Genomic DNA, 20483 nt, shown 5'->3' with positions numbered 1-20483 from the left:
TTACCTACATTTTTCAGGGTTACTCATGTTAACGAAAATCCGTGTGGTCACCAGCCTGCTACTGGTGTTGCTGGTGTTCGGGCTGTTACAGGCCTTCTCCGGTTCTGTTTTCTACTCCGCATTAAGCCACGACAAGCAGAGCTTTGCCGTGTCGCAGCTGGCGATGCAAAACACCCAGGCGCTTAATGACGCCTATATGAGCCTTAACCAGAGTCGTGTGTTGCTGACCCGCATTCAGCTGCGTATCGCCACCAGTAAACTGGAAGGTAAAACGGCCGATATCGCCTCGCTGTTTGAGGAAAGTCAGCGTTTCCAGCAGGCTGCAGCGGGTTTCTACAAGACGTTCAAAGAGACGCCAGATACCCCAGGGCAGGATGAGCAGCTTAACAATCAGCTTGACCAGCGCTTCAGTGATTATGCGGGCGCGCTGAACAGCCTGCAGAGTGCGCTGCAGGTCAATGATATGGCCGCAGCCGCAAAAGCCCCGGTGGCCCCGAGCCAGAGTGCGTTTCTGACGCTTTACCGCGAATGGCGCGCCGATCAGAGTCGCCTGACCACGCTGGGCGTGGCCGAGAACAGTAACGCTTACAGCCGTATGATGTGGATTCTTGCCGCCATTATGGTCGTTGTGATCGCCGTGATCGTGCTCTGCTGGTTTGGCCTGCGCAAAATCGTGATGACACCACTCAACAACAGCATTAATCACATTCAGCATATTGCCCAGGGCGATTTAACCCAGCCGATCGCGGTGGAAGGGCGTAACGAGATGACGCAACTCGCCGCCAGCCTGCATGAAATGCAGCAGTCGCTGGTCCGCACCGTGACCAATGTGCGTGACGGATCGGATGCGATTTTCACCGGTGCCAGTGAGATCTCTGCCGGAAACAATGACCTGTCCGCCCGCACCGAACAACAGGCGGCATCACTGGAGCAGACGGCGGCCAGTATGGAGCAGCTCACCGCCACCGTGAAACAGAACGCCGAGAACGCCCGCCAGGCGTCACAGCTGGCACTCAGCGCGTCCGAAACCGCAGAAAAAGGCGGTAATGTGGTGGCTGGCGTGGTGAAAACCATGAGCGAAATCGCCGGCAGTTCGAAGAAGATTGCTGACATCACCAGCGTGATTGATGGCATCGCGTTCCAGACGAATATTCTGGCGCTCAACGCCGCCGTTGAAGCGGCGCGTGCCGGTGAACAGGGGCGCGGTTTTGCGGTGGTCGCAGGCGAGGTGCGTAGTCTGGCGCAGCGCAGCGCCCAGGCCGCCAAAGAGATCAAAGGACTGATCGACGATTCAGTCAACCGCGTCAGCGTGGGTTCGCAACTGGTCGGTACCGCCGGGGAAACCATGAGCGATATCGTCAGTGCGGTCACGCGCGTCACCGATATCATGGGCGAAATCGCCTCGGCGTCGGATGAGCAGAGTCGCGGTATCGATCAGGTCGGGCAGGCCGTCACCGAGATGGATCGCGTCACCCAGCAGAACGCCTCGCTGGTGGAAGAGTCCGCGGCAGCGGCCGCTTCGCTGGAAGATCAGGCCAGCCGGTTAAGCCAGTCAGTCTCGGTCTTTAAAATCAAACGTGAAGCCAGGCAGACGCTGACAAAGCATTTGCCGATTGCCGCGCCCGCCACGGCGCCGCTGGCACCGCGCAAAGCCCTGACGGCCCCGGTCAGTGATACGCACTGGGAAACCTTCTGATGTAAAGCTGCGCATCCTGTGGGATGCGCAGCCACCCCCTTTATTCCTCTGCTTAAAGCCAAACTCAGCAGCTCCTGCTAATAAAATTAATTACAAAAGCCACTTCTCTTCTGAAAGCGCTGAAAAGCGTTAATTAATCCTATAAACACGCCGATATAGCCGCTGCACCTAAATTAACCTGCAGGGGAACGAGATGTTAAAAAAAATAAAAGTGGTGACCAGTTTAATCGCAGTCCTGGTTATCTTTGGCGCGCTCCAGTTAGTGGCTGGCAGCCTTTTCTGGTCAGCGCTTAATAAAGACAAAGAGTCCTTTGCACTGTCACAGGTCTCTAACCGCAATGTCACCGAGATGACAGACGCTTATATTTCATTAAATAACAGCCGTACCACGCTGAACCGCGGCATGCTGCGCTTACAGACCAGCATGGCATCGCAGATGAACGGCGGTCAGCTTGATGAGCTGATCACCAAAGCCAATAAGCAGCTGGCGGAAGCCGATCGCCACTTTAAAATTTATTACCATCTGCCAACTACGCCGGGCCTTGATGAAACCATGGGCGACAAGCTGGAAGCCGATTACGCTAATTACGAAAACGGCCTGAAAGCGATGGTGAAAAGTTTACAGGCGCGTGACCTGGAAGGAATGTTTAAACAGAATATTGAGCAGAAGCAGGTGGCGATGCAGGAGAGTTACAACCAATGGCGGGCGCGTCAGACCGAACTCTCTGATAAAGGTATGGAACAGAATCAGACAGCCTTTAAGCAGATGATGTGGCTGCTGGCTATCATTGGCGTTGCGGTGCTCGCGGTGATTATTACGTGCTGGTTTGGCCTGCGTCAGGTTCTGATTCAGCCGCTGCAACAGCTGCTGGGGCAGATTCGCGCTATCGCCTCCGGTGATTTAACCCAGCCAATTGTGGTTGAAGGACGCAATGAGATGAGCCAGCTGGCGGCCGGCATCCAGGAGATGCAGCAATCGCTGGTGATGACGGTCGGTAATGTGCGTGACGGCTCTGATGCCATCTTTACCGGTGCCAGCGAAATCGCCGCCGGTAACAACGACCTGTCAGCCCGCACCGAAGAGCAGGCCGCCTCACTCGAGCAGACTGCAGCCAGCATGGAGCAGCTCACCGCCACGGTGAAGCAGAATGCTGACAACGCCCGTCAGGCCTCGCAGCTGGCGCTGACCGCCTCGGAAACCGCGCAGCAGGGCGGCAAAGTGGTGAACGGCGTGGTGACGACCATGAAAGAGATTGCGGGCAGCTCGAAGAAGATCGCAGACATCATCAGCGTGATCGACGGTATCGCCTTCCAGACCAACATCCTGGCGCTGAATGCCGCGGTTGAAGCGGCGCGTGCCGGGGAACAGGGTCGCGGTTTTGCGGTGGTGGCCGGTGAAGTGCGCAGTCTGGCACAGCGCAGTGCTCAGGCCGCTAAAGAGATCAAAGGCCTGATCGAGGACTCCGTGTCTCGCGTTAACAGCGGTTCACTGCAGGTTGAAAGCGCCGGCAGCACCATGAATGAGATTGTGGGTGCCGTTACCCGCGTAACCGATATCATGGGCGAGATCGCCTCTGCATCAGACGAGCAGAGCCGCGGTATTGAGCAGGTCGGTCTGGCCGTCACCGAAATGGATCGCGTGACCCAGCAGAACGCCTCGCTGGTGGAGGAGTCTGCCGCTGCCGCTGCCGCACTGGAGCAGCAGGCCAGCGTCCTCACCCTGGCTGTCTCGGTTTTCAAAATTTCCCGCGCCTGATTTTCTGCCTTTCAGCGTGGCGGCGGTTTAAAGCCGTTGCCACGCATAAAGTTCCCCCCGACGCCGCCGATAAATAAACACGAATCGCCAACCAATGAGGTGTTTATGTTTAGTCGAGTACGCGTTGTTTCCGGCCTGCTATGTGTGCTGGCGCTATTTGCGCTGCTGCAGCTGTTTTCCGGCGGAATGTTTTTCAAAACTGTCAGTTCAGATAAAGAGAATTTTGCCTACAACCAGCGTCTGAATACGTTGCAACAGGCGATGGGCACCTCATGGGTTTCGCTGGTTCAGGCGCGCAATACCCTTAACCGCGCCGGTATCCGTTTTCTGCAGGATGCGCAGATGTCGGGATCGGGCGCCAGCGTAAAAGAGCTGGTCGCACTGGCGGGCGAGGAGCTGAAACAGGCTGAAGTCAACTATCAGATTTTCAACGATAACCTGTCAGAACAGGGCAAAACGGCTGAAAACGTTCTGGCGTTGCAGGCGAACTACAAGGCCTATCACGATGCGCTGGCAGAACTGATGGTGTTCTTCACCACCGGCAACTTCAAAGGCTTTGTGGATCAGCCAACGCAGAGTTTCCAGGACAAGTTCCAGAAAGATTACAGTGCCTGGCTTGAGAACAACAAAGCACTGTCACAGCAGGGTGTGGAAGCCAACCAGCAGGCTTACAGCCGCTCCATCACTATCGTCATCGCCACGCTGGCCGTGACGTTGCTGATGATTATCCTGGTGTGGAACGTCATGCGCTCGGTGCTGATCCGTCCTCTGCGTCAGAGCATTGAGCACATCCAGCACATCGCACGCGGCGATCTGACTCAGCCGGTTGAGATTACCGTACGGAACGAAATTGGTGAGTTACTGACGTCACTGCAGCATATGCAGCAGGAGCTGGCACGCACTGTCCGCACCGTCCGTGACGGCTCGGAAGCCATCTATACCGGTGCCAGCGAAATCTCCATCGGCAATAACGATCTCTCTTCGCGTACCGAACAGCAGGCCGCCTCGCTGGAGCAGACTGCTGCCAGCATGGAGCAGCTCACCGCGACCGTGAAGCAGAATGCCGAAAACGCCCGTCAGGCGTCGAAGCTGGCGCTGACCGCCTCTGAAACCGCACAGCAGGGCGGCAAAGTGGTGGATGGCGTGGTCACCACCATGAAAGAGATTGCGGGCAGCTCTAAGAAAATTGCCGATATCACCAGTGTGATCGACGGCATCGCCTTCCAGACCAACATCCTGGCACTGAATGCGGCGGTTGAAGCAGCCCGTGCCGGTGAGCAGGGCCGCGGCTTTGCCGTGGTGGCGGGTGAAGTACGCAGTCTGGCGCAGCGCAGCGCCCAGGCCGCCAAAGAGATTAAAGGTCTCATCGAAGATTCCGTTAGCCGCGTTAATACCGGCTCGGTGCTGGTAGAGAGCGCCGGTGACACCATGAGCAACATCGTCAGCGCGGTCACACGCGTCACTGACATCATGGGCGAGATCGCCTCTGCGTCAGACGAACAGAGCCGTGGCATTGACCAGGTGGGCCTTGCGGTGACCGAGATGGATCGCGTCACGCAGCAGAACGCCTCACTGGTTGAAGAGTCAGCGGCAGCAGCTGCAGCGCTCGAAGATCAGGCAAGTCACTTAAAACAAGCGGTATCAGTGTTCAATATTGGTAAAGAATTTGTCGCTCAGGCCGTTAACAAGACAACGGCGACAAAAACGCTCCAGTCAGATGCACCGTTAGCCGTTGGTCGTTCGTCTGCGGTACGCAGCGACGACAACTGGGAAACCTTTTAATCGCCCGTGGCCCGGCCGCCATTTAGCCGCCGGGCATCGCAGCAGAAAAATAATATATTCAGTTCGGGCCAGGTGCAGAGATGAAAAAATCGACAATTTTAGATCAAAGTGAGACGACAACGCTGCTGTCGCAGATGGTGCAGCGTTTACCGCTCTCCGATACGCATTTTCGTCGTATCAGCCAGCTGATCTATCAGCGTGCCGGTATCGTACTGGCCGATCACAAGCGTGAGATGGTCTACAACCGCCTGGTTCGTCGCCTGCGTACGCTGAATATCGATGATTTCGGTCGCTACCTGGCGCTGCTGGAGTCCGATCCGAACAGTGCCGAGTGGCAGGCGTTTATCAACGCCCTGACCACCAACCTGACCGCGTTCTTCCGCGAAGCGCATCACTTCCCGATTCTGGCGGAGCATGCACGTAAGCGCCAGGGCAATTTCAGCGTCTGGAGTACCGCGGCGTCAACCGGCGAAGAGCCTTATTCCATCGCGATGACACTGGCGGAAACGCTGGGTACCGGACCTGGCAAGTTCCAGGTTCATGCCAGCGATATTGATACCCAGGTACTGGAAAAAGCGGTATCGGGTGTTTATCGCCAGGAAGAGCTGCGCACGCTGTCACCCGCGCAAATGCAGCGCTTCTTCCTGCGCGGCACCGGTCCACACGCCGGAATGGTGCGGGCGCGTCCTGAGCTGACCAACCTCGTCACCTACGCACAGCTTAACCTGCTGGCCAACGACTGGGCGCTGCCGGGTCAGTTCGACGCAATTTTCTGTCGCAATGTGATGATCTATTTCGATAAAGAGACGCAGGAGAAGATTCTGCGTCGGTTTGTGCCGCTGCTGAAGCCGGGTGGCATCCTGTTCGCCGGACACTCAGAAAACTTTAGTCAGATCAGTAAAGAGTTCTGGCTGCGTGGACAAACCGTCTATGGACTGACGAAGGAAAGATGATGAGCAAAATCACCGTGATGTGCGTAGATGACTCTGCGCTGATGCGGCAGTTGATGACCGAGATCATCAACAGCCATCCGGATATGGAGATGGTCGCTACGGCGCCCGATCCGCTGGTCGCCCGCGATTTGATCAAGCAGTTCAATCCGCAGGTGCTGACGCTGGATGTGGAAATGCCGCGCATGGATGGCCTCGATTTCCTGGAAAAACTGATGCGGTTACGGCCAATGCCGGTGGTGATGGTTTCATCGCTGACCGGAAAAGGCTCCGAAATCACCCTGCGTGCGCTGGAACTGGGGGCGGTGGATTTCGTCACCAAACCCCAGCTCGGCATCCGCGAAGGCATGCTGGGCTACAGCCAGATGATTGGCGACAAAATCCGCGCGGCGGCCCGGGCCCGCCTGCACAACCGTGCAGCGATGCCGGTGCCCGCGACGCTGAAAGCGGGGCCACTGCTGAGTAGTGAGAAGCTGATTGCGATTGGCTCCTCTACCGGCGGCACCGAGGCGATTCGTCACGTGCTGCAGCCGTTACCGGCCACCAGTCCGGCGCTGCTGATTACCCAGCATATGCCGCCAGGCTTTACCCGCTCTTTTGCCGAACGTCTGAACAAGCTGTGTCAGATCACGGTGAAAGAGGCCGAAGACGGTGAGCGTATTCTGCCGGGGCACGCTTATATCGCGCCAGGCGCGATGCACATGGAGCTGGCCAGAAGTGGTGCCAACTATGTGGTGAAACTGAATGAAGGTCCACCGGTCAACCGGCACAAACCCTCAGTGGATGTGCTGTTTAAATCGGTGGCAACGTACGCCGGACGAAATGCGGTAGGGGTCATCCTTACCGGAATGGGCAATGATGGTGCCGCCGGGATGCTGGAAATGCATCGGGCAGGTGCCTGGACTATCGCCCAGAACGAAGCCAGCTGTGTGGTATTTGGCATGCCGCGTGAGGCCATCGCCACAGGCGGCGTGAGCGAAGTCGTGGATTTAAGCAACATCAGCCAGCACATGCTGGCGAAAATTAGCGCCGGACAGGCATTGCGTATTTAACAGGCCCGTCCCGCCGGGCGAGACAACTCAGGAGTAGATATGGCTGATAAAAACATGCGCTTTTTGGTAGTAGACGATTTCAATACGATGCGTCGTATTGTGCGTAACCTGCTGAAAGAGCTGGGCTTCAATAACGTAGAAGAAGCGGAAGATGGTGTGGATGCCCTTGGCAAACTGAAAGCGGGTGGCTTCGACTTCGTGATTTCCGACTGGAACATGCCAAACATGGATGGCCTGCAGCTGCTGCAGACTATTCGTGCCGACGCGGCGATGAGTTCGCTGCCGGTGCTGATGGTGACCGCGGAAGCGAAGAAAGAGAACATTATCGCCGCCGCCCAGGCGGGAGCCAGTGGATATGTGGTGAAGCCATTCACTGCGGCAACCCTGGAAGAGAAGCTGGGCAAAATTTTCGAAAAACTGGGCATGTAAGGGGATGTGATGAGCGACTTTCCGAAACCAACTGAGGATGCCGCGGCACACGACATCATTTCACGTATTGGCTCACTGACGCGCATGCTGCGCGACAGTCTGCGCGAGCTGGGGCTGGATAAAGCCATTGCCGATGCAGCTGAAGCCATTCCTGATGCCCGCGATCGTCTTGATTATGTGGTGCAAATGACGGCGCAGGCAGCCGACCGTGCGCTGAACTGTGTTGAAGCAGCACAACCCCATCAGGATAAGATGGAAGCCGGGGCAACTCAGCTGAAAGGGCGTTGGGATGCGTGGTTTGAGAACCCGATTGAACTGGGTGATGCGCGGGAGTTGGTGACGGATACGCGCGAATTCCTCACCGCCGTGCCAGAGCACACCGCCTTTACCAACAAGCAGCTGCTTGAAATCATGATGGCACAGGATTTCCAGGACCTGACTGGTCAGGTAATCAAGCGCATGATGGATGTGATCCAGGAGATTGAGCGCCAGCTGTTAATGGTGCTGCTGGAGAACATGCCAGAAGTCAGCGCTGAGAAGCGTCAGGAAGGCACCAGCCTGCTGAATGGTCCGCAGATCCACGCCGATGCACCGGGTGTGGTGGCGAACCAGGATCAGGTTGATGACCTGCTGGACAGCTTAGGATTCTGATCCGGTGTTGTCCGCCTGCGGGCGGGCAAAACGGCTCCCGGCGTCAAAAACAGGGTCACCTTCGGGTGGCCCCGTTCCGCATTGTCAGACCCATCCCCGAAAGAACGCCTGTTTTCCCCATCTTATCTCCGCTTTAACTTAAGCCAGATTTGGCATTCTAAGCTCAGAATTCCTGCCAACCGAGGTTTGTCGTGGCTGAAGATAGCGACGAAGACAAAACAGAATCGCCCACGGCCCACCGACTTGAGAAAGCGCGTGAAGAGGGCCAGATTCCGCGTTCGCGCGAACTGACGTCACTGCTGATGCTGCTGGCCGGCATCATGATCCTGTGGATGGGCGGCAATATGATGGCGCACCGGCTGGCGGCTATGGTGGCCACCGGGCTCCGTTTTGACCACGGCATGGTCAGGGATGACAAAATTATCGTCAGCCACATCGGCAGCCTGATCACCCAGGCACTGATGGCGCTGCTGCCGCTGATGGGCGGGCTGGTGCTGGTGGCGATTGCCGCGCCCATGCTGCTTGGCGGTATCATTTTCAGCGGCAAATCGATCAAGTTCGACCTGAAAAAGCTCAATCCGATGGCCGGTTTTAAGCGAATGTTTGCGGCACAGGCGTGGACCGAACTGTTTAAAGGCATTCTCAAAACCATTCTGGTGGGCGCAGTAGGCTGGTGGTACATCTGGAGTCACTGGCCGGAAATGTTGCGGCTGATCAGTGAAGCGCCCGTCACCGCGCTGATTCACGGCATGGAGATGATCGCGGTCTGCTGTTCGCTGGTGATGCTGGGGCTGATCCCGATGGTGGGATATGACGTCTTCTGGCAGCTCTACAGCCACTTCAAAAAGCTGAAGATGTCGATGCAGGAGATCCGTGACGAGCATAAGCAGCAGGAAGGTGACCCGCACGTTAAAGGGCGCATCCGGCAGCAGATGCGCGCCGCCGCGCGCCGCCGAATGATGGCCGATGTGCCAAAAGCCGATGTCATCGTCACCAACCCGACGCACTACTCAGTGGCATTGCAGTACAACGAGAAGAAGATGAGCGCGCCGAAAGTGGTTGCGAAAGGCGCGGGCGAGATCGCCCTGAGAATTCGTGAACTGGCTGCTGAACACCGCATCCCGGTTCTGGAAGCACCGCCGCTGGCGCGTGCGTTATACCGACATACCGAAATTGGTCAGCACATCCCCGGCGCGCTCTATGCTGCCGTGGCAGAAGTACTGGCGTGGGTCTGGCAGTCGCGTCGCTGGAAGCGCGAAGGCGGCCTGATCCCAACCAAACCAAAAAACCTGCCGGTTCCGGCAGAGATGGACTTTGCAGGAGAGAGCAAAAACGATGGCTAATAACCTGGCCGCAAAACTACGTTTACCGGGCAACTTTAAAGATATGCAGTGGCAGGTGCTGGCCGGGCCGGTGCTGATCCTGATGATCCTGTCGATGATGGTTCTGCCATTACCGCCGTTCATTCTTGATCTGCTGTTCACCTTTAACATTGCGCTGTCGATCATGATCCTGCTGGTGTCGATGTTCACCCAGCGGACTTTGGAGTTTGCGGCGTTCCCGACTGTTCTGCTGTTCTCTACGTTACTGCGTCTGGCACTGAACGTGGCCTCAACCCGTATCATCCTGATGGAGGGGCACACCGGTGCCGCTGCGGCAGGACAGGTCGTTGAAGCCTTCGGTCACTTCCTGGTGGGCGGTAACTTCGCCATCGGTATCGTGGTGTTTATCATCCTGGTCATCATCAACTTCATGGTTATCACCAAGGGTGCCGGTCGTATCGCCGAAGTGGGCGCGCGCTTTGTACTGGACGGGATGCCTGGTAAGCAGATGGCGATCGATGCCGACCTCAACGCCGGGCTGATCGGTGAAGATGAAGCTAAACGCCGCCGTGCTGAAGTGACCCAGGAAGCGGACTTCTACGGTTCGATGGACGGTGCGAGTAAGTTCGTTCGTGGTGATGCCGTCGCCGGTATCATGATCATGGTGATCAACGTCATCGGCGGCCTGCTGGTGGGCGTAGTGCAGCACGGTATGGATGTGGGGCACGCCGCAGAGACCTATACGCTGCTGACCATCGGTGATGGCCTGGTTGCGCAGATCCCGGCGCTGGTTATCTCTACCGCAGCCGGTGTTATCGTGACGCGCGTCGCCACCGATCAGGATGTCGGCGAGCAGATGGTCACCCAGCTGTTTAAGGATCCTCGCGTGCTGATGCTCAGCGCCGGGGTGATTGGCTTGCTGGGTCTGGTGCCAGGCATGCCTAACTTCGTCTTCCTGCTGTTCACCGCCGCCTTGCTGGGTCTGGCCTGGTGGCTGCGCGGACGCGAAACGCAGCCGAAGAAGAAAGTGGACGTTGCTGGCAGCATCAGCAACAAAGCGGCAGCGGACACGCCCGCCGCCACTGAAGCATCCTGGACCGATGTACAGCTGGAAGATACGCTGGGCATGGAAGTGGGCTATCGCCTGATTCCGATGGTCGATCATCAGCAAAATGGCGAGCTGCTGGGCCGTATCCGCAGTATCCGTAAGAAAGTTGCGCAGGATGTCGGTTTCCTGCCGCCGGTGGTGCATATCCGTGACAACATGGAGTTGCCACCTGCGCGCTATCGCATTCTGATGAAAGGGGTGGAGATTGGCAGTGGGGATGCCTATCCGGGCCGCTGGATGGCGATTAACCCAGGCACGGCTGCCGGCAGTCTGCCGGGAGAAGCAACTGTCGATCCGGCCTTTGGCCTGGCGGCGGTCTGGATCGACAGCGCGCTGAAAGAGCAGGCGCAGATCCAGGGCTTTACCGTAGTAGAAGCCAGTACCGTGGTGGCAACACACCTCAACCATCTGATCGGCCAGTTCGCCAGTGAGCTGTTTGGCCGTCAGGAAGCGCAGCAGCTGCTGGATCGCGTGACGCAGGAGATGCCGAAGCTGACCGAAGATCTGGTGCCGGGGGTGATCTCACTGACCACGCTGCATAAGGTACTGCAGAACCTGTTGGTTGAGCGGGTCTCGATTCGCGATATGCGCACTATTATCGAAACACTGGCGGAACATGCGCCGGTACAGAGCGATCCGCAGGAACTGACCAGCGTAGTCCGTGTGGCGCTGGGTCGCGCAATTACTCAGCAGTGGTTCCCGGGCAATGATGAAGTGCAGGTTATCGGGCTGGATTCCACGCTTGAGCGTCTGCTGTTACAGGCGTTGCAGGGCGGTGGCGGCCTGGAGCCGGGGCTGGCCGATCGGCTGTTGAGTCAGGCACAGGCGGCATTGCAGCGTCAGGAGATGCTGGGTGCGCCACCGGTGCTGCTGGTCAATCATCCGCTGCGTGCGCTGCTGGCACGGTTCCTGCGCCGCAATCTGCCGCAGCTGGTGGTGCTCTCGAATCTGGAACTGAGCGACAACCGCCAGATCCGTATGACTGCCACCATCGGAGGCAAATAATGCGCGGGCTGCTGTTGGTGCTCTTCATGCTGCCGATGCTGGTTCAGGCGGCCGGGGGGGCCTGGAGCGCCACGGCCAACGGACCGCTGCTGGCGAATCGCGGCAGCTGGCAACGGACGCAGCCGCTGACGCCACCCGCCGATGTTGGCGGGGAGGTCAGCATCATTAACTGGCGTTATGAGCTGAGCAGACCTGCGCCGTCGGGCCTGGAAGTGCGGCTGTGCGGCGAACAGCGCTGCACCACGCTTGAGGGTGCCAGCGGCACCACGCGCGGGCTGGCACATCTTAACGCTGGAGAAACCCTGCATATGGTGTTTGGTTTTGCCGGCAGCGGGGCGCTGCCACCGGGATTACGGGTAGTGAGCAGCGAAGTCATGGTCAATTACGAGTAAGAGTCTCGTTGCTGAATTGACTGGCGCACCGCTGCACGGTGCGCAAGTGCGCAATGTGTCTTCAGGCGTTAACTCCCTTCATTCCCTCCTCAGAATAGCGACCGCCTTTGACCTCAATCTGCTGATGTATCGTATTCAGTAACCGCACGTCGTCCTCTTCCAGCCTGATATCCGCGGCGTGCGCATTCTCAGTGAGATAAGCAATCTGTTTGGTGCCCGGTATCGGCACAATTTTTTCATACTGTGCCAGCAACCACGCCAGCGCAATCTGTCCGGTGGTGGCGTGATATTTCTCAGCAAGTGGCGTCACCGCGTTAAGAAGCTGGAGATTGTGATCGATATTTTCCTGCCGGAAACGGTCATTATTTTTGCGGAAATCACCCTCGGCAAAATCGCTGTTTTTACGGTATTTACCCGTCAGGAATCCTCTGCCCAGCGGCGAATAGGGCACCAGTCCGATACCGAGTTTTTTCACCATAGGGAGAATCTCTTCTTCGATGTCACGCGTCCAGAGTGAATACTCCGTCTGCAGCGCGGCCAGCGGATGGATCGCCTGCGCCCGATTCAGTGTTGAAGCCGATGCTTCACACAGCCCAATCCGGGCAATCTTTCCCTCCTGCACCAGACGGCTGAGACACTGCATGCTCTCCTCAATCGGTGTCGCCGGACTGATGCGATGCAGATAAAAGAGATCGATACGCTCAACGCCCAGCCGTTTCAGAGAGGCATGGCAACTGCGGGTTAGGTAGTCGGGCTGATTATTGATAGTGCGGGCATAAGCCTCGTCCGCCGGACGCTCAATGCCACACTTGGTGGCGACGGTGAATTTCAGCCGTTCGGCTTTGCTCAATCCGGCAAGAAACTGGCCTATCAACTGCTCGTTGTGGCCGCGCCCGTAAAGGTCTGCAGTATCAATAAAGGTGATATCCAGATCACGCAACTGGCTGAGCAGCTGGAGGGAATGGCGGTCATCGGTCTGACCATAAAATTCGCTGAGCCCCATCGCACCATAACCGATGGCGCTGACCTCCAGACCCTGAGTTAACGATCGCTTTTTCATCTGTCTCTCCTCGTAAATGAGAGATGATTGTTTCACCCGGCGTGAAAGCAATGAATTGCTCTTTCGGTCATGCAAAAAAGGTATCAGCGAGCTTCAGGTACTATTGGTGCGGATAGTACAGCGACTTAGACGCGCGGATGGGCGGGGGCTTCGGGTTCATCAGGCTGCGAGAGTGCGATCAGCGCATTAACAACTGCCGCATTGGTTTCATCGGCGCGAATAGCCGCATAAACGTCAATTGCCAGCTGTTTAGCTGCATCGTCAGCCAGTGGCCGGTAACAGAGGCCTGCCTGATGAAAGGTACATTTTGACTGCGGCATCAGGGCGAACCCTTTGCCTCTGGCGATGTGCGCCAGCATCAGCAGGGAGTCTTCTGGCTCTCTGACCCGTTTCAGCGTGACGCTGAGTGTGGAGAAGTAGCGCTCACATTTATCATAATACTGCGGATTGGCACTGCGCGGAAACCAGCACAGCGGGAGGTCAGCCAGCGCCTCCAGCGCAACGTTTTCAGAGAGGCTGGCGGGGTGTGCTGACGGCATCGCAATCCGCAGTGGCTCACGGTATACCCAGGCATACCGGACGGTATCTTCCGCCTCCGGACCTTTTTCCCCGGTAAGGATCAAATCCAGGCTATTTTTCGCCAGGCTCTGCAGCAGCTGAGCCGAAGTGAGGCTGGGCATCTCCATCTCATCGCTGGCATGAAAAGCGGCGAGCAGCCGGTTAAGTGGGGAAATCAGTTCAAAGTTCAGCGTGCGGGTCAGCCCGATGCGTAGTCGTGCCGCGGCGGGCTGCGCATCCTGCTTCAGGGCACTCAGCGCAGTCAGGATCGCTTCCGCTTTCGTGACCAGCGCGTGGCCAGAATCTGTCAGGGTGACCTTATGCGTCGTGCGCCCGAAAAGCGGCTGGCCCAGCAGATCTTCCAGACTCTGAATCTGACGGGTGAGCGGAGGCTGCGTCATGCTAAGGCGTTCTGCAGCCCGGCGAAAATTAAGCTCGTGCGCGACCGCCAGAAAGCACTGTAACTGTTTAATTGTGGGAAGGTGGCTGCTGATGAGATGCGCGGCTAAAGACATGGCACCATCCTGCTGCTGAAAGAGTGGAGGGAGAACAGGGGAAACGTGAGGAGTCAGCAACGGAGAGGGAATTCCCTCTCCGTTGTAGCGATTACATGCGCTCGACGGTGTCGATACCGAGCGTATCCAGACCCTGCTTCAGTGTCTTCGCGGTCAGCGCGGCCAGCTGCAGTCGGCTCAGACGAGTCGCGTCTGATTCTGCGCTGAGAATCGGACAGTGCTCGTAGAATCCGGAGAACAGACCGGCCAGATCGTAGAGATAAGCACACATCACGTGTGGCGTACCGTCGCGAGCCACCTGCGTGATAACCTCTTCGAACTGCAGCAGGCGGGTTGCCAGCTGTGCTTCGCGCTCTTCGCTAATCACGATCTCTGCATCCAGCGAATCGGCATCAATGCCTGCCTTGCGGAATACAGAGAGCACGCGGGTGTAGGCGTACTGCATGTAAGGCGCCGTGTTGCCTTCAAACGCCAGCATGTTGTCCCAGTCGAAGATGTAGTCGGTGGTGCGACTTTTTGACAGGTCAGCGTATTTCACCGCGCTGATGCCCATCACTTCCGCCAGCGCTTTGACTTCCGCTTCGCTCATCTCCGGATTCTTCTCACGCACCAGCGTGTAGGCACGCTGCCAGGCTTCATCCAGCAGATCGGAGAGCTTGATGGTGCCGCCGCTGCGGGTTTTGAACGGACGGCCATCTTTGCCCAGCATCATGCCGAACGCATGGTGCTCCAGCGGCACAGATTCCGGCACATAACCCGCTTTACGCACGATGGTCCAGGCCTGAACCAGATGCTGATGCTGACGGGAGTCGATGTAGTAGAGCACACGATCGGCTTTCAGCGTTTCGTAACGGTATTTCGCACAGGCGATATCAGTCGTGGTGTAGAGGTAGCCGCCATCCTTTTTCTGGATGATGACGCCCATCGGCTCCCCTTCTTTGTTCTGGAATTCATCCAGGAACACGACGGTCGCGCCTTCGCTCTCAACCGCTAAGCCTTTCTGCTTCAGATCGGAGACGATGCCAGGCAGCATATCGTTATAGAGGCTTTCACCCATGACGTCGTTGCGCGTCAGCGTCACGTTCATACGGTCATAGATTTTCTGGTTCTGACTCATAGTGATGTCGACCAGCTTCTTCCACATCTGGCGACAGTATTCATCGCCGCTCTGGAGCTTCACGACATAGCTGCGCGCGCGCTCGGCAAACTCAGGATCTTCATCGTAGGTGCGCTTGGCTTCACGGTAAAAGCCTTCAAGATCGGCCAGCGCCATCTCTGCGTGGTGTTCATTCTGCTGTTTTTCCAGGAACGCAATCAGCATGCCGAACTGCGTACCCCAGTCACCAACGTGGTTCGCACGGATCACCTTGTGTCCGAGAAACTCCAGCGTGCGCACCGCCGCATCACCAATGATGGTGGAGCGGATGTGGCCCACGTGCATCTCTTTCGCAACGTTGGGCGCAGAGTAGTCGACCACAATGGTCTGGGGTTCGGCCAGTTGCACGCCCAGGCGCGGCAGACTCAGCGCTTCGCGGGCATGCTTTGCCAGCCAGTTGTGGTCGAGGAAGATATTGATGAAGCCCGGTCCGGCAATTTCAACTTTGCTGGCGATACCGGTCAGGTCGAGGTGCTGGATTACCGCTTCCGCTAATTGTCGCGGTGCCTGTCCCAGCTTTTTCGCCACGGCCATAATGCCGTTGGCCTGATAGTCTCCAAACTGAACCCGGGCAGACTGGCGAACCTGCGGTTCGCAATCGGCGGGTGCGCCGGCTAAAACCATTGCCTGACTGACTTTTGCGGAAAGAAGTGCCTGAATATTCACCGAGTTACCTTCATGTGCTGAACAACGCCCGGATGAAAAGCCGGGCTGTCATCATCTTGCCTGAGCGCATCGCGTAACGAATTGGCCGAAACGGATAGGACAGACAAAACGGAAAAAAATGAGGGGAAAAGTATACGTGAAATGTGGATGGGCGTCAGCAGTTGGATGAAGCGGGGAAACAGAGCTGAAGAAGATGTTTCCCGGAGGCGTTAACGACGTCGCAGATGACGGCGTGGGTTCTTTACGCTTTTATCTTCGCGTACCTTCCAATGGCGGGAAATTGCAAACCCCATCAGTGCGATCAGGACAGCGACAACGATGAGCATAGACATAGAGCCATTCCTTTTGGTTGTGTTAGATCAAATTTATAGGAAGGCGGGGGAGGCTGCAATTGTTTGCCGTTCAAATAAGAGTTATCTTATTGTATTAAAGAAGATCATTTAAATCATATAGTTAAGGTGCTTTCATCAAGGAACTCATGGCCCTAAACAGGAGATAAATCCGAAATGAAAGATGTTATTATACGGTTTTGCGTTAAATTCCGGGCCAAATAAGATGAATCTTACCATTTTGTGACGCGGAGCACGCGGTGCACAATGAACCAGACTGATTATAAAGACTAAACAAATAGAGAGGAATCCCGGTGGCTGAGCAATCTTTTCCGGCAGAATTGGATGATTTAAAGACAGATTTAGGACGTTTTGAAGAATCGTTGCAAAGTTTTGCGCAGAGACTGGGTTTGCGCCTTAACGATCTGGAAGTTGACCATATTTCGCTGCGTTGTCATCAGGACACGACGGCGATGCGCTGGCAGCAAGGCCTGCAGCAGATTGGTACTGAATTTTCAGCAGCGATGATCAACGGAAGACAGATATGCCTGTTTAAACTACATGATCCGCTGTTCGTGGCGGGCAGGCAGGTTGATGTGGTTGAACTGCCGTGGCCGGGTGAAAAGCGTTATCGCCATGAAGGCTGGGAGCATATTGAAGTGGTGTTGCGCGGCGATCATCAGACGCTGGGCATGCGCGCGATGGCATTGCTTTCCGATGACGCGCTGACGCAGCCGGGTATTTCATTTAAAACCAGCTCACCGCAGGGCGAGAATGAGCGTTTGCCCAATCCGACCCTGGCGGTAACGGATGGGCAGACGACAATCAAGTTTCACCCATGGCGACTGGAAGAGATTGTCGCCAGCGAGCAGAACTAGATACGGGCGGCTACTGCGCGCTTCAGGCGCGCAACGGCCTCATCCAGCAGCGCGCGGGTACAGCCAAAATTGAGCCGGACAAACTGGTCATTGCCAAACTCGCGACCGGCGGTTAAGCCGAGTCCGTGCTTCTCAAAATAGAGGGCAGGACTGGCCACACCCAGCGCACTGGCGTCGATCCAGGCCAGGTAGGTCGCTTCCGGCGCGGCGACGGACAGACCGGTCATTTTATTAACCTGTGAGACCAGCCAGTCACGATTACTTCGCAGGTAGGTATTCTGCGCCTGCAGCCAGGGTTCACCTTCGCGCCATGCCGCTGCCGCGGCGGTGAGCGCCAGAATATCCACATCCGGCACAATACCGCGTCGCATTCGGTTAAAGCGCGCACGCAGTTCAGCATCAGGGATAATGGCAATGGACGCACCCAGACCAGCAATATTAAAGCTCTTGGAGGGTGACATCAGTGTCACACTGCGCTGAGCGGCATCTCCACTCAGCGACGCAAACGGAATGTGTTTAGCGCCCGGTTCCAGCAGCAGATCGCTGTGGATCTCGTCTGAACAGACGATAAGATCGTGCTTATGCGCAAATTCCAGCTGCGCCTGCAGTTCGTCGCGCCGATAAACGGTGCCGCCCGGGTTCTGCGGATTACACAGCATTAACAGCCGCTCTTTGCCGGTGAGCTGATCTTCAGCCGCATCCATATCCAGCACCCAGCGTCCCTGTTTCAGCGTCAGCGGCAGATTGAGCTGACCCCGTTCTGCCAGTTTTGCCGAACCGCGAAACGGTGGATAGATTGGCGTAGGGGCAATCGTCAGCTCGTCCGGCGCGGTAAACGCACGCACGGCGAGATTAAGCCCGCTCACGACACCCGGCAACACCACAATCCACTCCGGATTAACGTGCCACTGATAGCGTGAGGCGAGCCACGCTATCGCACTGTCAATAAACGCCACCGGCGTATCACCATAACCAAAAATCCCATGCACGGCGCGGGTCTTAATTGCCTCGATGACGCAGTCAGGGGATCGGAAATCCGTATCTGCCACCCACAACGGCAGAATGTCCTGGTCCGCATATTTGTTCCATTTAAGGCTATCGCTGTGACGACGGTCTATCCGTTGGTCGAAATTGAATGCCATAGTTAACTTTCCCGGTAAACTCATTCCAGCAGCCAGACTAACTGATGAATCTGCCTTGAACCAGAGTCATGTAAAGGAGAAGAGAATGACCACACTGGAAATTTGCTGCTATGGCGTGGATTGCGCCGTGACCGCACAACAGGCGGGCGCTGATCGGGTTGAACTTTGTGCCGCACCGCGCGAAGGCGGCCTGACCCCGTCTGCGGGGATGCTGAATGCCGCCCGGCGCGAGGTTTCGATTCCGGTTCATCCTATTGTCCGGCCACGGGGTGGCGATTTTTGTTACACCGCACGTGAATTCGAGGCGATGAAATCGGATGTGGCGTTAATTCGTGAACTCGGTTTTCCCGGTCTGGTGATTGGGATGCTGGATGAAGACGCCCATATTCATCAGGGGCAGATGCGACAGATTATGGCGCTGTGTGACGGTCTGGCGGTGACCTTCCATCGCGCCTTCGATCTCTGTCACAGCCCTAAGCGCGCACTGGAAGCGTTAACGGATTTGGGTGTAGCGCGCATTCTGACATCCGGTCAGCAGCAGAGCGCTGAAAACGGAATTGCATTACTTCGGGAACTAAATGAGACCAGTACCGGTCCTATTATTATGGCAGGTGCGGGCGTGCGTCTCAGCAACCTGCAAAAGTTTCTCGACATGGGGATTGATGAAGTCCATAGCTCGGCCAGTCGCCTGACGGCGTCACCGATGCGCTACCGCAAAGCGGGTGTCTCCATGTGTTCTGAAGCCGAAACCGATGAGTTCAGCCGCTACTGCGTAGACGGCGATGTGGTTGAGGCGATGAAAAGCGTGATGCAGATGAGCACCGTTCGGGTTGCCTGAACCACAACAGATTTTGCCGCGCAGCACGCCGATCATTGACGTGGTGTTTGCAAGTACCAAACCCCAGTACAGCTTGCTGGGGTTCTTTTTGTGTAAAACACGCTCCGTTTGCCGTGACAGCGTTTCGTCCGGTTCAGTTAAAATGCCTGCCTTTTACTAACTAATTAATGTCATCCAGGAATTTAAGGCCTGACGGCATCCTTAACATGCGCTTTATCCGTTACGCTGGCGCCTTGTCGCATTTTCGATGTTTAAAAGGCGATGCTGGCTTAAATCATCGCCGCTGTTCATCTCCACAGCGTTTACACTGAAAGCAACGTCGCCTGGAATTTACCCTATGAAACGCAATCAGATTCTTACTTTAAGCCTGATACTGACCGCTAGTACTGGAAGCGCTGCGGCCAGCGTATGTGGGCCAGACAACACCGCCGTTTCCAGCAGTAATACCCTGATTTTGCTTGGCGGAAATGCGAAAGGCGCGGTGAAGCAGGTGATTGCAGGTGAATTTGGTAAAGATGTGAATTCGCAAAAGCGGGTGCTGGGACAGTTTGACGCCTGCGGCAATCTGACGGTGGCTGACGTCAGCTACGACAAAAGTGAACGCAACGTGATCCTCAGCATGGAGCAACACATCGCCCGGGTACAGGACGGCTGGGTGGCGGAATATGCGTATCTGGTAAAAGTGCTGAAAGAGGGCAGGGAAGTCGTGGTTGATAACCGGCAGGGAACGATTAACTGGCAGAAAGGCCAGCGTGGCACTATCACCAGCGCTTCCGACAGATTTACCAGCATGGGTAAAAGCGGCTTTACCGACACCACCTATCGGTATGATCGCCAGCTACGACTGGAGAAGAGTGTGGCACGTGGCAGCGATCCGCTGACCAACGGCGAGTTCCACTACCACTGGAACCCAAAAGGTCTGGTGACGCGCACCACCTCTGCCCGGGGGACCGACGAATACACCTACGATCACCAGTGGCGTGAAGTGCGGCTCAACGGCACTGCGACCACACCGCTTAGCACTATCCGGTCGGTCGATGAGTGTCAGTCCTGGGATGAGGTTGGCAACTGTACACTGAGCTATCTGCATGAAACCGAAATCTTTACGCGTGGCACCATTGAGCGCCATCTCAGTTCCGCCTACAAATATGAGTACTGGGACCAGCCTGCGGCAGAAGAGTAACAGGCGATCGGATGA

General features: G+C 56.5%; 18 protein-coding genes. 13 read left to right on the top strand and 5 right to left on the bottom strand.

The features are described from left to right. Nucleotides 1–25: 25 nt before the first annotated feature. The 10 genes from NIM72_RS04390 to NIM72_RS04345 all read left to right on the top strand — a co-directional run bounded on the left by NIM72_RS04390 (nt 26) and on the right by NIM72_RS04345 (nt 12143). Complete coding sequence (locus tag NIM72_RS04390; protein ID WP_161733163.1) at nt 26–1696, top strand: methyl-accepting chemotaxis protein; 1671 nt, start codon at nt 26–28, stop codon at nt 1694–1696. Between the two features lie 193 nt (nt 1697–1889). After that, complete coding sequence (locus NIM72_RS04385) at nt 1890–3452, top strand: methyl-accepting chemotaxis protein (protein ID WP_253418949.1); 1563 nt, start codon at nt 1890–1892, stop codon at nt 3450–3452. A gap of 105 nt (nt 3453–3557) precedes the next feature. Next, a complete protein-coding gene (locus NIM72_RS04380) occupies nt 3558–5234 on the top strand; it encodes a methyl-accepting chemotaxis protein (protein WP_253418946.1) in 1677 nt (558 codons plus the stop codon). Nucleotides 5235–5314: 80 nt separating this feature from the next. After that, complete coding sequence (gene cheR / locus NIM72_RS04375) at nt 5315–6187, top strand: protein-glutamate O-methyltransferase CheR (protein WP_161733157.1); 873 nt, start codon at nt 5315–5317, stop codon at nt 6185–6187. Beyond that, entirely contained in the window at nt 6187–7236 is a 1050-nt protein-coding gene (locus NIM72_RS04370) for a chemotaxis response regulator protein-glutamate methylesterase (protein WP_150015331.1), read from the top strand. The genes cheR and NIM72_RS04370 overlap by 1 nt, the downstream gene beginning before the upstream one ends. A gap of 39 nt (nt 7237–7275) precedes the next feature. Continuing rightward, the gene (gene cheY, locus NIM72_RS04365; protein ID WP_010258559.1) at nt 7276–7665 is read left to right on the top strand and encodes a chemotaxis response regulator CheY; all 390 of its coding nucleotides are present in this window, start codon (nt 7276–7278) and stop codon (nt 7663–7665) included. Between the two features lie 9 nt (nt 7666–7674). Further along, a complete protein-coding gene (cheZ, locus tag NIM72_RS04360; RefSeq protein WP_013358224.1) occupies nt 7675–8316 on the top strand; it encodes a protein phosphatase CheZ in 642 nt (213 codons plus the stop codon). 191 nt (nt 8317–8507) lie between these two features. Continuing rightward, nucleotides 8508–9659, top strand: coding sequence for a flagellar biosynthesis protein FlhB (flhB, locus tag NIM72_RS04355; protein WP_161733155.1), 1152 nt, complete (start codon nt 8508–8510; stop codon nt 9657–9659). Next, the gene (gene flhA, locus NIM72_RS04350) at nt 9652–11751 is read left to right on the top strand and encodes a flagellar biosynthesis protein FlhA (RefSeq protein ID WP_098050260.1); all 2100 of its coding nucleotides are present in this window, start codon (nt 9652–9654) and stop codon (nt 11749–11751) included. The genes flhB and flhA overlap by 8 nt, the downstream gene beginning before the upstream one ends. Beyond that, entirely contained in the window at nt 11751–12143 is a 393-nt protein-coding gene (locus tag NIM72_RS04345) for a flagellar protein FlhE (protein WP_161733153.1), read from the top strand. Before flhA ends, NIM72_RS04345 begins: the two co-directional genes overlap by 1 nt. Nucleotides 12144–12204: 61 nt before the next feature. On the opposite strand, the gene NIM72_RS04340 is transcribed toward NIM72_RS04345, so the two are convergent. The 4 genes from NIM72_RS04340 to NIM72_RS21485 all read right to left on the bottom strand — a co-directional run bounded on the left by NIM72_RS04340 (nt 12205) and on the right by NIM72_RS21485 (nt 16430). Beyond that, nucleotides 12205–13203: an aldo/keto reductase gene (locus NIM72_RS04340; protein WP_253418929.1), complete on the bottom strand. Its 999-nt coding sequence runs from the start codon at nt 13201–13203 to the stop codon at nt 12205–12207. A 125-nt stretch (nt 13204–13328) separates the two neighbouring features. Next, nucleotides 13329–14276 carry a LysR family transcriptional regulator gene (locus NIM72_RS04335; RefSeq protein ID WP_253418926.1) on the bottom strand — a complete coding sequence of 316 codons (948 nt, stop codon included), beginning with the start codon at nt 14274–14276 and terminating at the stop codon, nt 13329–13331. Nucleotides 14277–14367: 91 nt separating this feature from the next. Next, entirely contained in the window at nt 14368–16098 is a 1731-nt protein-coding gene (argS, locus tag NIM72_RS04330; protein ID WP_222925368.1) for an arginine--tRNA ligase, read from the bottom strand. A gap of 209 nt (nt 16099–16307) precedes the next feature. Then, the gene (locus NIM72_RS21485; RefSeq protein ID WP_009089698.1) at nt 16308–16430 is read right to left on the bottom strand and encodes a hypothetical protein; all 123 of its coding nucleotides are present in this window, start codon (nt 16428–16430) and stop codon (nt 16308–16310) included. Nucleotides 16431–16741: 311 nt separating this feature from the next. Between NIM72_RS21485 and NIM72_RS04325 the strand changes: the two genes are divergently transcribed. Then, nucleotides 16742–17305 (top strand): VOC family protein, encoded by a 564-nt coding sequence (locus NIM72_RS04325; protein ID WP_161733145.1) that lies wholly within the window; start codon nt 16742–16744, stop codon nt 17303–17305. Here the strand turns inward: NIM72_RS04325 and NIM72_RS04320 are convergent. Beyond that, on the bottom strand, nt 17302–18447 hold the full coding sequence (locus NIM72_RS04320; protein ID WP_253418923.1) for a MalY/PatB family protein: 1146 nt from the start codon (nt 18445–18447) through the stop codon (nt 17302–17304). The genes NIM72_RS04325 and NIM72_RS04320 overlap by 4 nt on opposite strands. Before the next feature lie 85 nt (nt 18448–18532). Between NIM72_RS04320 and cutC the strand changes: the two genes are divergently transcribed. Both cutC and NIM72_RS04310 read left to right on the top strand, forming a co-directional pair. Then, entirely contained in the window at nt 18533–19285 is a 753-nt protein-coding gene (gene cutC, locus NIM72_RS04315; RefSeq protein ID WP_161733140.1) for a copper homeostasis protein CutC, read from the top strand. Nucleotides 19286–19622: 337 nt separating this feature from the next. Continuing rightward, nucleotides 19623–20468: a hypothetical protein gene (locus NIM72_RS04310; RefSeq protein ID WP_161733138.1), complete on the top strand. Its 846-nt coding sequence runs from the start codon at nt 19623–19625 to the stop codon at nt 20466–20468. Nucleotides 20469–20483: the final 15 nt, after the last annotated feature.

This window comes from Pantoea sp. B550 (assembly GCF_024158165.1).
GTDB lineage: Bacteria > Pseudomonadota > Gammaproteobacteria > Enterobacterales > Enterobacteriaceae > Pantoea > Pantoea alfalfae.
The sequence above is the reverse complement of the archived record's forward strand: the minus strand, read 5'-3'. Positions and strand labels throughout refer to the sequence as shown.

Coding starts and splice junctions, on each gene's coding strand:
- NIM72_RS04390 (WP_161733163.1), top strand. CDS start 26: ATGTTAACGAAAATCCGTGTGGTCACCAGCCTGCTACTGGTGTTGCTG.
- NIM72_RS04385 (WP_253418949.1), top strand. CDS start 1,890: ATGTTAAAAAAAATAAAAGTGGTGACCAGTTTAATCGCAGTCCTGGTT.
- NIM72_RS04380 (WP_253418946.1), top strand. CDS start 3,558: ATGTTTAGTCGAGTACGCGTTGTTTCCGGCCTGCTATGTGTGCTGGCG.
- cheR (WP_161733157.1), top strand. CDS start 5,315: ATGAAAAAATCGACAATTTTAGATCAAAGTGAGACGACAACGCTGCTG.
- NIM72_RS04370 (WP_150015331.1), top strand. CDS start 6,187: ATGAGCAAAATCACCGTGATGTGCGTAGATGACTCTGCGCTGATGCGG.
- cheY (WP_010258559.1), top strand. CDS start 7,276: ATGGCTGATAAAAACATGCGCTTTTTGGTAGTAGACGATTTCAATACG.
- cheZ (WP_013358224.1), top strand. CDS start 7,675: ATGAGCGACTTTCCGAAACCAACTGAGGATGCCGCGGCACACGACATC.
- flhA (WP_098050260.1), top strand. CDS start 9,652: ATGGCTAATAACCTGGCCGCAAAACTACGTTTACCGGGCAACTTTAAA.
- NIM72_RS04345 (WP_161733153.1), top strand. CDS start 11,751: ATGCGCGGGCTGCTGTTGGTGCTCTTCATGCTGCCGATGCTGGTTCAG.
- NIM72_RS04340 (WP_253418929.1), bottom strand. CDS start 13,203: ATGAAAAAGCGATCGTTAACTCAGGGTCTGGAGGTCAGCGCCATCGGT.
- NIM72_RS04335 (WP_253418926.1), bottom strand. CDS start 14,276: ATGTCTTTAGCCGCGCATCTCATCAGCAGCCACCTTCCCACAATTAAA.
- NIM72_RS21485 (WP_009089698.1), bottom strand. CDS start 16,430: ATGTCTATGCTCATCGTTGTCGCTGTCCTGATCGCACTGATGGGGTTT.
- NIM72_RS04320 (WP_253418923.1), bottom strand. CDS start 18,447: ATGGCATTCAATTTCGACCAACGGATAGACCGTCGTCACAGCGATAGC.
- cutC (WP_161733140.1), top strand. CDS start 18,533: ATGACCACACTGGAAATTTGCTGCTATGGCGTGGATTGCGCCGTGACC.
- NIM72_RS04310 (WP_161733138.1), top strand. CDS start 19,623: ATGAAACGCAATCAGATTCTTACTTTAAGCCTGATACTGACCGCTAGT.